9 protein-coding genes are annotated in these 13,154 nt (G+C 65.1%); 7 read left to right on the forward strand and 2 right to left on the reverse strand.

The annotated features are described in order from the left end of the window. The first annotated feature begins 146 nt into the window (after positions 1-146). The 7 genes from ACKI1H_RS30770 to ACKI1H_RS30800 all read left to right on the forward strand — a co-directional run bounded on the left by ACKI1H_RS30770 (position 147) and on the right by ACKI1H_RS30800 (position 10,320). The gene (locus ACKI1H_RS30770) at positions 147-3,206 is read left to right on the forward strand and encodes a multidrug efflux RND transporter permease subunit (RefSeq protein ID WP_138522332.1); all 3,060 of its coding nucleotides are present in this window, start codon (positions 147-149) and stop codon (positions 3,204-3,206) included. 334 nt (positions 3,207-3,540) lie between these two features. Then, positions 3,541-4,017 carry a GspH/FimT family pseudopilin gene (locus tag ACKI1H_RS30775; RefSeq protein WP_138522399.1) on the forward strand — a complete coding sequence of 159 codons (477 nt, stop codon included), beginning with the start codon at positions 3,541-3,543 and terminating at the stop codon, positions 4,015-4,017. Next, the gene (pilV, locus tag ACKI1H_RS30780) at positions 4,014-4,550 is read left to right on the forward strand and encodes a type IV pilus modification protein PilV (RefSeq protein WP_138522334.1); all 537 of its coding nucleotides are present in this window, start codon (positions 4,014-4,016) and stop codon (positions 4,548-4,550) included. Before ACKI1H_RS30775 ends, pilV begins: the two co-directional genes overlap by 4 nt. Positions 4,551-4,558: 8 nt before the next feature. Continuing rightward, entirely contained in the window at positions 4,559-5,329 is a 771-nt protein-coding gene (locus tag ACKI1H_RS30785; protein WP_171049475.1) for a PilW family protein, read from the forward strand. Further along, positions 5,326-5,904, forward strand: a complete 579-nt coding sequence (locus ACKI1H_RS30790) for a pilus assembly PilX family protein (RefSeq protein ID WP_440467294.1) — start codon at positions 5,326-5,328, stop codon at positions 5,902-5,904. Before ACKI1H_RS30785 ends, ACKI1H_RS30790 begins: the two co-directional genes overlap by 4 nt. A gap of 10 nt (positions 5,905-5,914) precedes the next feature. Then, complete coding sequence (locus ACKI1H_RS30795; protein WP_138522340.1) at positions 5,915-9,886, forward strand: pilus assembly protein; 3,972 nt, start codon at positions 5,915-5,917, stop codon at positions 9,884-9,886. Continuing rightward, a complete protein-coding gene (locus ACKI1H_RS30800; RefSeq protein WP_138522342.1) occupies positions 9,883-10,320 on the forward strand; it encodes a type IV pilin protein in 438 nt (145 codons plus the stop codon). The genes ACKI1H_RS30795 and ACKI1H_RS30800 overlap by 4 nt, the downstream gene beginning before the upstream one ends. Positions 10,321-10,457: 137 nt before the next feature. Here ACKI1H_RS30800 and ACKI1H_RS30805 read toward each other — a convergent pair whose 3' ends face one another. Together ACKI1H_RS30805 and ACKI1H_RS30810 are read right to left on the reverse strand one after the other, a co-directional pair. Beyond that, positions 10,458-11,573: a hypothetical protein gene (locus ACKI1H_RS30805; RefSeq protein WP_440467295.1), complete on the reverse strand. Its 1,116-nt coding sequence runs from the start codon at positions 11,571-11,573 to the stop codon at positions 10,458-10,460. Between the two features lie 103 nt (positions 11,574-11,676). Then, positions 11,677-13,041 (reverse strand): spinster family MFS transporter, encoded by a 1,365-nt coding sequence (locus ACKI1H_RS30810; RefSeq protein WP_138522346.1) that lies wholly within the window; start codon positions 13,039-13,041, stop codon positions 11,677-11,679. Between the last annotated feature and the right edge of the window lie 113 nt (positions 13,042-13,154).

Raw genomic sequence — 13,154 nt, forward strand, 5'->3', positions numbered from 1 at the left:
ATACAACTGCTCTACCCCGGATTTAGCGAGCTGGAGCCAGGCAAGGCGAAGAGACGGCGAATGCTTCAGCCAATGAGCATTTCGACGTACCACTCCAACGCCGCATGGCCGACGCGCAGCAAATCCGAACACAAAGGATTGAGCTTATGGGCTTCACCGATCCCTTTATCCGTCGCCCCGTGCTGGCGACCGTGGTCAGCCTGCTGATCGTCCTGCTCGGCATGCAGGCCTTCAGCAAGCTGGTGATCCGCGAATACCCGCAGATGGAAAACGCGCTGATCACCGTCACCACCTTCTATGCCGGCGCCAACGCCGAAACCATCCAGGGCTACATCACCCAGCCGCTGCAACAGAGTCTCGCCAGCGCCGAAGGCATCGACTACATGACCTCGGTGAGCCGGCAGAATTACTCGGTGATCTCGATCTACGCGCACATCGGCGCCAACACCGATCGCCTGGTGACCGAGCTGCTGTCGAAGATCGGCGAAGTGAAGACCCAACTGCCGCCGGATGCCGAGGACCCGGTCCTCGACAAGGAAGCCGCCGACGCCTCGGCGCTGATGTACATCAGCTTCTTCAGCGAGCAGATGAACAACCCGCAGATCACCGACTACCTGTCGCGGGTGATCCAGCCCAAGCTCGCCACCCTGCCGGGTATCTCCGAGGCCGAGATCCTCGGCAACCAGGTGTTCGCCATGCGCCTGTGGCTGGACCCGGTGAAGATGGCGGCCTACGGCGTCACCGCCGGGGACGTGGCCAGCGCGGTGCGCGAATACAACTTCCTCTCCGCCGCCGGCGAGGTGAAGGGCGAGCTGGTGGTCACCTCGGTGAACGCCACCACCGACCTGAAATCCCCGGAAGCCTTCGCCGCCATCCCGCTGAAGACGGCGGGTGATCGACGCGTGCTGATGGGTGACGTGGCGCGCATCGAACTGGGCGCAGCGAGCTACGACGCGGTCAGCTCGTTCAACGGTATCCCCTCGGTGTACATCGGCATCAAGGGCACGCCCAGCTCCAACCCGCTGGACGTGATCAAGGAAGTCCGCGCCAAGATGCCGGAGCTGGAAGAGCAGCTGCCGCCCGGCCTGCAAGTGTCCATCGCCTACGACGCCACGCGCTTCATCCAGGCCTCCATCGACGAAGTGGTGAAGACCCTGGGCGAGGCGATCCTGATCGTCATCGTGGTGGTGTTCCTGTTCCTCGGCGCGTTCCGCTCAGTGATCATCCCGGTGGTGACCATTCCGCTGTCGATGATCGGCGTGCTGTTCTTCATGCAGATGATGGGCTACTCGATCAACCTGCTGACGCTGCTGGCCATGGTGCTCGCCATCGGCCTGGTGGTGGACGACGCCATCGTGGTGGTGGAGAACATCCACCGCCACATCGAGGAGGGCAAGTCGCCGTTCCAGGGCGCCATCGAGGGCGCGCGGGAGATCGCCGTGCCGGTGGTGACCATGACCATCACCCTGGCCGCCGTGTACGCGCCCATCGGTTTCCTCAGCGGCCTCACCGGCGCGCTGTTCAAGGAGTTCGCCTTCACCCTGGCCGGCGCGGTGATCATTTCCGGCATCGTCGCGCTGACCCTGTCACCGATGATGTGCTCGCGCCTGCTGCGCCACGACGAGAATCCCAGCGGCCTGGCCCATCGCCTGGACCTGATCTTCGAAGGCCTCAAAGGGCGCTACCAGCGCGCCCTGCACGGCACGCTGAACAGCCGGCCGGTGGTGATCGTCTTTGCCCTGCTGGTCCTGGCGATCATCCCGTTGCTGATGATGTTCACCCACAAGGAACTGGCGCCGGAGGAAGACCAGGGCATCGTCTTCATCATGGCCAACGCGCCGCAGACGGCGAACCTCGACTACCTGTCGAAGTACACCGCCGAGTTCGAGGGCATCTTCCGCAAGTTCCCCGAGTATTATTCGGCGTTCCAGATCAACGGCTACAACGGCGTGCAGACCGGCATTGGCGGCATGCTGCTCAAGCCCTGGGATGAGCGCGAGCGCAGCCAGATGGAGCTGCTGCACGCGGTACAGGGCGAGCTGGACAAGATTCCCGGCCTGCAGATCTTCGGCTTCAACCTGCCATCGCTGCCGGGTACCGGCGAGGGCCTGCCGTTCCAGTTCGTGATCAACACCGCCAGCGACTACCAGTCGCTGCTGCAGGTGGCCGAGCGGGTGAAGAAGCGCGCGGAAGAGTCGGGCAAGTTCGCCTTCCTCGACCTCGACCTGGCCTTCGACAAGCCCGAACTGGTGGTCGATATCGACCGCGCCAAGGCCGCGCAGATGGGCGTCAGCATGCAGGACCTGGGTGTGTCCCTGGGCGCGTTGCTGGGTGAAGGCGAGATCAACCGCTTCACCATCGACGGGCGCAGCTACAAGGTGATTGCGCAGGTCGAGCGCGCCTACCGTGACAACCCGAGCTGGCTGAACAACTACTACGTGAAGAGCCAGAGTGGCCAGCTGATCTCGCTGTCGACCCTGGTGACCTTCCACGAGCGCGCGCGCCCGCGCCAGCTCAACCAGTTCCAGCAGCTCAACTCGGCGATCATCTCCGGCGTGCCGATGGTCAGCATGGGCGAGGCCATCGAAACGGTGCGCGGCATCGCCGCGGAAGAATCGCCGCGCGGCTTCTCCTTCGACTACGCCGGCGCCTCGCGGCAGTTCGTGCAGGAAGGCAGCGCGCTGATGATCACCTTCGCCCTGGCACTGGCGGTGATCTTCCTGGTATTGGCGGCGCAGTTCGAGAGCTTCCGCGATCCGCTGGTGATCATGGTCACCGTGCCGCTGTCGATCTGCGGGGCGCTGATCCCGCTGTTCCTCGGCCTGTCGAGCCTGAACATCTATACCCAGGTGGGACTGGTGACGCTGATCGGGCTGATCAGCAAGCACGGCATCCTCATCGTCGAGTTCGCCAATCAGTTGCGTCAGGAGCGCGGGTTGTCGGTGCGCGAGGCGGTGGAGGAAGCCGCGGCGATCCGCCTGCGCCCGGTGCTGATGACCACCGCGGCGATGGTGCTGGGCGTCACTCCGCTACTGTTCGCCACCGGCGCCGGCGCGGTGAGCCGTTTCGACATCGGCGTGGTGATCGCTACCGGCATGAGCGTCGGCACGCTCTTCACCCTGTTCGTGCTGCCCTGCGTGTATACCTTGCTGGCCAAGCCGGACAAGAAGCCCGCCGAAGCTGGCGCGCCTGTCCCGGCGCACTGAACGAAAAAGCCCCGCATCAGCGGGGCTTTTTTCTGCCAGGGAGTGCTAGAGCCCATCCCCCTCTGTAGGAGCAAGCTTGCTCGCGAACCGCCTGATGCCCATGCATCAGGCAAACCCGTGCTCGCGAGCAAGCTCGATCCTACAAAAACGGCCGTTGCCGGACGCCAGTGCGGGGGGGCACCTGTCGTCACCTGACAGACCATTCATACACGCATTTCGACCGCCTGCTCCTTTATCTCAGCGTTGATACACAACCTCTAAATTCCCCATACACGCATCGCGTATCCCTGCGCGGCATTCGCCGGGGATTTCCGGCTCAACGTCGGAACCTGCCATGCCGGCAAACGCCCCCAGCCCAGGCTTCACCCTGGTCGAACTGATGGTCACCCTGGCCGTCCTGGCCATCCTCTCGACCCTGGCCGCGCCAATGTTCGGCGACCTGATCCAGCGCAACAAGGTCGATGCCGCCAGCGGGGAGCTGACCCACTTGCTGCAGTACGCCCGCAGCGAAGCCATCACCCGTGCCAGCGCCGTGACGGTCAGCGCCAGCGACGGCAACTGGGTCGGCGCACTGAGCGTCGCGACCAGCAGCGAAACCCTGCGCAGCTATGGCAGCGAGGGCATCAACGGCGGCAGCGCGGTGACCGCGACTGGCAGCGCCAACAGCCTGACCTTCCGCGCCGCCGGCACGCTCAGTGGCGCCGCGCAGACTATCCGCTTGTGCCCTGGCAGCGGCAGCAGCAGCGGCCGTCTGTTGAGCATTTCCAGCAGCGGACAGATCACCAGCACCACCACGGAGTGCTCCTCATGAATCACCAGCAAGGCGGGTTCAGCCTCCTGGAAGTGCTGATCAGCCTGTTGCTGGTCAGCGTCGGCGCCCTGGGCATGGCGGCCTTGCAGGGCAAGAGCCTGCGCTACACCCAGGATGCGGTGCAGCGCAACGAAGCGATCATGCTCGCCCAGCAACTGCTGGAGCAGATGCGCAGCAACCCCAAGGACGCCCTCAGCAGCACCCACAAATTCAGCAGCAGCTCGGCCTATTACAAGGTCGCCGGTAGCGCCTTCGGCTCCTCCTCGCGCAGCGATTGCGCCACCCGCGAGCGCGGCAATGGCGGCTCCGACGTGGCGAAGGCCGACCTCGCCTGCTGGCTGCAAGCGGTGCAGGCAACACTACCGGTGACCAGCTCGATCCTCAGCGCCAACTTCACCATCTGCCCCAGCCAGTCCGACGGCGCGTGCAGCAACGACGCCAGCTCCGCCGTGCTGATCCAGCTGGCCTGGAAGGACCCCAGCGGGCAATGCGACAACAACCTGTGCATCTACCGCCTGCGCGGCGAACTCTGAGGTCCGGCATGTCTGCACGAACGTTCCCCGCACAAGGACTCCCCCCGCGCCAGGCGGGCCTGTCCCTGGTCGAGCTGATGGTCGCCCTGGCCATCGGCAGCCTGCTGATCCTCGGCGCCACCGAGCTGTACATCAACAACAAGGCGCACTTCCAGTTCCAGCAGGGGCAATTGGGCAACCAGGAAAATGCTCGCTACACGCTCCTGCTGCTGGACCAGCAACTGGCTCGCACCGGGTACCGTTACCTGCCCCAGGACGGCCTGGAGGTGGCCTTCCCGGCACTCGCCAGCAGCAACGGTTGCCCGTCATTCAAGGCTGGCCAGACCTACCAGGCCAGCAGCGACGGCAAGGGTGTCTGCCTGCGCTACCAGGGCGCCAGCGACAGCACCACGGAAGTCGCCGGTTCCAATGGCAATCAGTACGACTGCCTGGGCGCCTTCGTCCCGCGCGGCACACGCGTGCTCACGCGCATCAGCTATGTCGCGGGCAGCACGCCGGGCGACGGCACCCTCACCTGCACCGCGCAGGGCGCCAGCGAGCAGGCCCTGATCAAGGGCGTGGCGGGCTTTGCCCTGTTCACCTTGCCCACCAGCACCGATGACAGCCAGGCGATCAGCTACGCGGCCTTGCTTGCCACGGGCGCGTCGACCCGTGGCGGCATGAGCAGCGACGTCGCCAGCCGCTGGAAAACCCTCAGCGGCGCGACCCTCAGCGAGAACACCGCCTACGTCTACCAGATCGCCCAAGGCAGCGTGATGCTGCGGAACCTGATGCCATGAAGCCCAATCACAATCGGCGCACCCAACGCGGCGCCACGCTGGTCATCGCCCTGGTAATGCTGCTGCTCGGTACCCTGATCGCCCTGAGCAGCATGCGCAGCACCACCACCGAGACTCGCATCATCGGCAACCTCAGTGAACAGCAGCATTCGCGGGCCGCTGCCGAGTCGGCGCTACGCGAAGGCGAACGCCGGCTGGCAGCGCAGACCAACCTGGACCAGGGTTCGGCGAACTGCACCTCCAGCGTCGCGCAGCACGCCAACCTGTGCATCCTGGTCAGCGACAAGTATTCCTCCAACGCCAAGGCCAGTGCCGACTGGTGGAGCAGCGACGCCACCTCCATCGCCTACCTGGGCATGGACGGCAGTTCCACCTTCGACCCGGTGCCACGCTGGAACGCCGCCTACATCGCCTTCGACCCGGCTGACTCCAACGGCAACGTGCAGATCACCGACCCCGACGAGCGCTCCCAGGGCCGCGGGCCGCACTACTACCGGGTGAGCGCCGCCGCCCGCGCCGACGGGCAGCGCCTGATGAGCGTGCTGCAGACCGTCACCATCCGCCGTTACTACTGAGGAGCCTGACGTGAGCCGACGTCCCGCCCAGCCCTTCCTGCTGTTCCTGTTCGGCGGCCTGCTGCTGGCCACCGCGCTGCCCACCGACGCCGCGACACTGACCCTGAGCCAGCAACCACTGTTCCTCACCGAGGGCGTGGCGCCGAACATCATGGTGACCATCGACAACTCCAACAGCATGCGCTGGAGCTTCGCGCCGGACGGCCTCAACCCCACGACCAACGCCACCTACAACGGCTATACGGCGGACCAGATCCGCACCAGCCGGCGCGCCAAGTCGTCGACCTTCAACCCGCTGTACTACAACCCCAACGTCACCTACCAGGCGCCCTACAACGTCCTCTACAGCAATGCCGTCACCACCTACACGCCGCTGACCACCAGCTTCACCGCGGCCTACGTGAACGGCTTCAAGAGCGCCAAGGGCAGCCTGGACCTGAGCTCGGCTTACAAGGTTTCCTGGGAATACGACACCGCGCGGGCGACCACCGACAGCACCTACTGGACCTACACCGGCTACAGCTCCTACAGCAGTCCCGACAAGGTCTATTACCTGGCGGCGAACCCCTCCTCGGACTTCAGTTCGAGCAGCACCTCGTCCAGCACCAGCAGCACGAGCAGCGTCAGCGGCTCGACGACCTCCACCGGCAAATCAGCCTCGCTCACCGGCGGCGGCACCTATACCGTCACCGCCAAGAGCAACAGCTGCACCGCGACCATCACCAACCCGAAATCCAGCACCGGTTCGACCACCACCAACAGTGACGGCAGCACCTCCAGTACCACCACCGCCGTCAGCTACTCCACCGCCAGCTGCTCCTACACCACCAGTGGCAAGACCACCACCTACACGGTGACGTCGACCGCGACGACCACCCTGACGACCACCACCACTTACCCGGATCGCACCAAGACGGCAGTGCCGGCGTACTACTACGTCTACAACACCGCACTCAGCGGTTGCACCAGCAGCATCAACGACGACAACTGCTACAAGCTGGTGACGGTGTCCTCCACCTCCGGCGCCAACGGCGGCGACGAGCGACAGAACTTCGCCAACTGGTACAGCTTCTATCGCAACCGCGAGCTGGCGACTCAATCGGGCGCCAACCTCGCCTTCGTCACGCTGCCGGAGAACACCCGGCTGAGCTGGCAGGCCCTGGGCACCAGCGATACCTGCATCACCAGCAGCTCGTACCTGTCGAGCTACAACTGTCGTGGGCTGAGCAACACCAGCACCAGCTACTACGACAACCGCCTCGGCACCTTCTCCGGCGCGCACCGGGCCAAGTTCTTCGAATGGCTGGGGGACATCTACTTCAACCAGGGCACCCCGCTGCTGGACGCCGTCGACCGCGTTGGTTCGCTGCTCAGCGTCACCGGCAAGTACAGCCCCTACGCCTACTCCATCGGCAGCAGCGAAACGCCGCTGTACAGCTGCCGGGCGAGCTACAGCATCACACTGACCGACGGCATCTGGAACACCGCTGGCAGTCATGGCGACTGGGACAGCACCAGCCGCACCCTGCCCGACGGCCAGGCCTACAGCGCACGCGCGCCCTACAAGGACAGCGCCTCCAATACCCTCGCCGACCTGGCGTTCAAGTACTGGGCGACCGACGCCCAGCCGAACATCGCCAACAACGTCAGCACCTACATCGCCGAGAGCAACAGCAACGCCACCACCCAGTACTGGAACCCGAAGAACGACCCGGCCACCTGGCAGCACATGGTCAGCTACTTCGTCGGCCTGGGCCTGACCACCAGCCTGACCAACCCGGCCTGGGGCGGCGACACCTATTCGGGCGACTACAGCAAGCTCGCCGCCGGCACCCTGAGCTGGCCTGCGGCTTCGTCGGGCAGCGCCAACAACGTCTACGACCTGTGGCACGCGGCGATCGATTCCCGTGGCGAATTCTTCAGCGTCGACTCGCCCGACGACCTGGTTTCGGCCCTGCAGAACGTGGTCAACCGCATCTCCCAGCGCGAGGACTCCGGTGCCGCGCCGGCGCTGGTGAGTTCGCCGCTGCTCAACGCCGACAGCAGCACCGCCGACAGCGAGCTGTACAGCTACACCCCGAAGTTCGCCAGCACCGACTGGAGCGGTGACCTCATCAAGTACCTGCAGAACACCGCCAACGGCAGCCAGACCTCGGTGTGGAGCGCCCAGGACGTGATGGACAGCACCTACGGCAGCGGCAACAGCGCCTGGTCCACGCGCACGGTGAAGATGGCCGGCAGCACCGCCGGCACGCTGAAGGATTTCACCTGGAGCAACCTCAGCAGCGCCCAGCAGACCACCCTCAACAAGACCCTCGCCAGCGTCACCGACAGCAATGGCGAGAAGCGCGTGGCCTACCTGCGCGGTGACCGCAGCAACGAAGGCACACTGTTCCGCACCCGCAGCACCGTGCTGGGCGACATCATCGACTCCTCGCCAGTGCTGGTCGGCCCGCCCAATCGCCTGGCCTCGCTGATGAACGCCACCGTCAGCAGCACCGACACCTCCTACACCACCTTCAAGAGCACCTGGAGCGCACGTCCCACGCGTCTCTATGTCGGCGCCAACGACGGCATGCTTCACGCCTTCAATGCCGACGGCAAGGAAGTCTTCGCCTACGTGCCCAGTGCGGTGATCAGCAACCTCTACAAGCTGAGCGACAGCGACTACACCAGCGCCACCCACCAGTACTACGTGGACGGCTCGCCGGTGACCGCCGACGTCTACTACGACAACGCCTGGCACACCGTACTGGTCGGTACCCTGCGCGGCGGCGGCCGCGCGCTGTTCGCCCTGGACATCACCGACCCGGCCAATATCAAGCTGCTCTGGGAAAAGAGTTACAGCGACAGCGATTACAGCGAGCTGGGCTTCACCTACTCGCGGCCGACCATCAGCCTGCTGCACAACGGCACCTGGGCGGTGATCCTGGGCAACGGCTACAACGGCACCAACGACAAGGCCGTGCTCTACCTGATGGACGTCAAGGACGGCAGCCTGATCAAGGCCCTCACCGCCAGCGACGGCAAGACCACCGCCAATGGCCTGGCCACCCCTCGCGCCGCTGACATCAACGGAGACCTGATCACCGACTACGTCTACGCCGGCGATCTCCACGGCAACCTCTGGCGCTTCGACCTGACCAGCTCCGGCAGCCTCACCGCCAGCACCACCGCCAGCAGCTTCCGCGTCGGCTTCGGCGGGTCGCCGCTGTACAGCGCGACCACCACCGCCGGGCAAGTGCAGCCCATCACCAGCGCCCCCTACCTGGTCAAGCACAGCTCCGGCACCGGCTACCTGGTGATCTTCGGCACCGGCAAGTACATCGAGTCCGACGACGCCGACCCCAATACCACCCAGGTGATGGGCCTCTACGGCATCTGGGACCGGCAGACCGCAGGCGAGGCCGCCGGCAGTACGCCCACGCTCAGCCGCAGCAAGCTGCAGCAGCAGACCATCACCCAGAGCGAAGTCACCACCTCGTTCGACAACAGCGGCACGGCAGTCACCCAGACCATCCGCACCGTCAGCGACAACGCCGTCACCTGGTACGACAGCAGCGGCAACGTCTCGCAGTACGGCTGGTACCTGGACCTTCCGGCCACCGGCGAAATGGTGGTCAACAACCCCTATGCCACCTCCGGCGTGCTGCTCGCCAGCACCCTGACGCCCAACGAAGATCCCTGCGCCGACGGCGTCACCACCTGGCTGATGTCGCTCGACCCGTACACCGGCGGCGCCACCGATTTCGCCACCCTCGACCTGAACAACGACGGCGTGGTGGACGACAACGATCTCTACAACGGCGGTGTCGTCTCCGCCTTGCAGATGTCCGGCCTGAAGGGCGGCTTCACCGTCGGCAGCACCAGCGCCAGCAGCAGCAACGTCAACGCCTGCGGCAGCGATGGCTGCGTGAGCGTAGCCACCAGTGGTTCCAGTTCCGGACGGCAGAACTGGCTGAACATCAAGGAACAGGAATGAACAGGCAGTACCGACAAGCAGGCTTCACCCTGATGGAGCTCATGGTGGTGGTGGCGATCGTGGCGATCCTCGCCGCCGTCGCCTACCCCAGCTACCAGGAATACGTGCTGCGTGGCAAACGCGCGGAAGGCCAGGCTCTGCTCAACCAGGCGGCCTCGCAGGAGGAGCGCTGGTATGCGCTCAACTCGGTATCCGGCTACGTCACCGACCAGGCTTCGGTGGCGAACCTGAAGCTCTCCGGCACCAGCGGCAGCACCGTCACCTCTCCCACCGGCCTGTATACGCTGACGGTGGGAGGCGGCAGCAGCGACGGCGGCTACACGCTGACCGCCAACCCGACCTTCACCGACAGCAAATGCACGCACCTGACCCTGACCGCCCAGGGCCAGAAGGGCAGCAGCGGCACGGGCAGCGTGAGCGATTGCTGGCGCTGAGTGCTCAGTCGGAGCACTCGTTGGCCCCAGAACTGTGTGATGCGTCGATGTAGGAGCGAGCTTGCTCGCGAACTGCCTGACGCCGTAGTGCCAAGCGAACCTCTGTTCGCGAGCAAGCTCGCTCCTACATAAAGCGATTACGGCGTGGGGATGGAAAACGCCACCAACCGATAGCCCTCGGCGGTGCGGATGAAGTCGAAGCTGGCGTGCCTGGCCGGCTCGAACGAGCCCTGCTCCCAATGTTCCATGGCCGATACCTTGGGCGTCCGCCACTGGGCAAACTCGCCGCAACCGTCGAAGTACTGCGGATCACGCTCGGGGTCGAAGGGCCAACCCATGTCGTCCTGGCGCACGCCGTAGCCAGCTGAGCTTCGCAGGACCTCCAGCCGCTTGCGCAGTACCGGGCCGTATTGGCGCAGCGCTTCGTCCGTCGAAACGGACCTCCAGTCATCCAGTGGCTCGCTACCCTGCCCGCTCCAAATCTGCTTGTAGCTGTGTGCCTTCAGCGAAGCGTCATCGACGTGCGCGAGGAATTCGTCCTTGAACCAGATGGCGAAGTCCTTCTCGACGTCGACGAAGCTGAGGTAACGACCGTCGACTCCCCTGAAGGAAACGCGGCGCGGATCGCTGGAAGGTTGCTCGCTCACCTGCCGGGAAAACCAATCCAGCGTGCTGGCACGGGAACTGTCGAAGTTCGCCACCAGCGTCCTGCCGTGTCGGTCAAGCAGCACTTCCGAGCCACCGCTCCACCCCTTGTGCTCGCAGTGTTCCAGGCTCGCGCCCGGATCGACGCAGCTCCGCGTAGCGCCCTTCAACGCCACAACCATGCCATTGCGCATGGCCGTCGCGTCGCTCAGCTCGGCGGGGATCAGCACCTGGCCATCGCCATCGAGGAAGCCAACCTTGTCACGCACGCGGTCGCGGAAGCGGATGCTGTTTTCGCTCTCGCAGATCGGTGCGTTATCGAAGAAGTACAGCGAATCCGGGGCCACCTGGCGGCCATCGCGCAGCAGGTAGTAGCTGAGGTAACCGTTGGCGGTGTCCTCACCGGTGGCGATGATGTGCTCGAAACGCCGGGCCACGGTGAACATCGGGCTGAGCTTCGGCGGGACCTTCACACCGCCCTGTGCATCCTTGAAGCCGATGAGGTCATTCTGCGTGAAGGCCACCCAGGGTTCGTCCGCCCCTGCAGAAGCGCTCAGCGCCAGCGCCCCAAGGGCGGCCAGCCACGTCCCAATGCCCTTTCCTTCCATGCTGGAACCCTCTCCATGAATCCGCGTTCCGCCGCATTGTGCCACGCGCAAAGAAAAGCCCCCGCGCATCACTGCGCGGGGGCTCGATCTTGCGAAAGAACGATCAGGCTGGCTGGCGTTGCATCGCGCCGCTGTCGGTCTCGCCTTTCACGCTCCAGCTCTTGAGGTGTTCGAGGCTCGCGCGGTAGGGCTTCAGACCATTGGCCAGCAGCAATGCACCGGCGACCAGCGCCACGACGCTGACGATCAGCAGCGAGTAGCGCAGCGCCATGTCGTCGCCGAACACGTAGTCGGTCACCAGGGCGATAGCGGTCGGGCCGATGCCCAGGCCCAGCAGCGTGACCACGAACAGGTAGATGGCCGAGGCCTGGCCGCGCATGGAGTTGGGCATGATTTCCTGGATCGCCGCCGGGGCGACGCCGAAGGGCATGCTGAGGAAGAACACGATGGGCGCCATCATTGCCGCTGCCGCGTTGCCGCTGTCCAGCAGCGGATAGACCAGGCTCAGCGGAATCGCCAGACAGGCGGCGAGCAGGCCCACGCGCATGTTGGCATCGGTACGCCCGCGCTTGGCCCAGTAGTCGGCCAGGCGGCCACCGCAGACGATGCCCAGGCAGCCGAACACCGCGACGATGCTGCCATACACCACCCCCACGTGGCCCGCGTCCCAGCCGTAAGTGCGGACGAAGAAGGTCGGCACCCAGGCGCCGCTGCCGTAGCTGGCGAAGGAGATGCAGGCGAAGCCGAAGTTGTGACAGAGCACGGTCTTGCGGTTGGCACGCAGGTAGGCACCCACTTCGCTCATCGGCACCACCACGCCAGCGCCCACGCCACGGCGTGTCGGCTCTTTCACCGCGAGCATCAGCAGGGTGAAGAGCACGCCGGCCGCGCCGAGAATCAGGAAGATCAGCTGCCAGGGGCGCACTTCACCGAGGACCGGCAGGTGCACGTCGCCCTGGGCAGAGGCGAACTTGATCACCAGCCCGCCGAGCAGGAAGGCCAGCCCCGAGCCAAGGTAGATACCCATGGAATAGACGCTGATGGCAGTGGCGCGGCGGTTAGCCGGGAAGCTGTCGGCGATCAGCGAATAGGCCGCCGGCGACAAGGCCGCCTCGCCCACGCCGACACCGACGCGGAACAGCAGGAAGTGCCAGTACTGGCGGGCCAGGCCGCAGGCAGCGGTCATGGCGCTCCAGATCAGCACGCCGACGGTGATCAGCCCGCGGCGGCTGCGGCTGTCAGCCATGCGCCCGAGCGGGATGCCGCACAGGGTATAGAACAGCGCGAACGATAGGCCCATCAGCAGGCTCATCTGCGTGTCGCTGATTTCCAGATCACGACGGATGGGACCGACCAGCAGGTTGAGAATCTGTCGGTCGATGAAGGAAAGCACGTACGCGACCATGAGGATCGCAACCGTGGACCAGGCCACGGCACTGGAGGGGTAGCCGTTATTGTTGTTGTTCATGCCGGGCTCCTGAAACGCCGCCAATCGCGGCGAAGGCGAAGGGGAGAACCCGCAGAGTAGGCATTGCGAACGCGTCGCGCGCGCACTATCAAATCTCTGAATGCGCGCGTCGG

Origin of the sequence: Pseudomonas sp. YH-1, from assembly GCF_051990045.1 — a bacterium.
Lineage (GTDB): Bacteria > Pseudomonadota > Gammaproteobacteria > Pseudomonadales > Pseudomonadaceae > Pseudomonas > Pseudomonas nicosulfuronedens.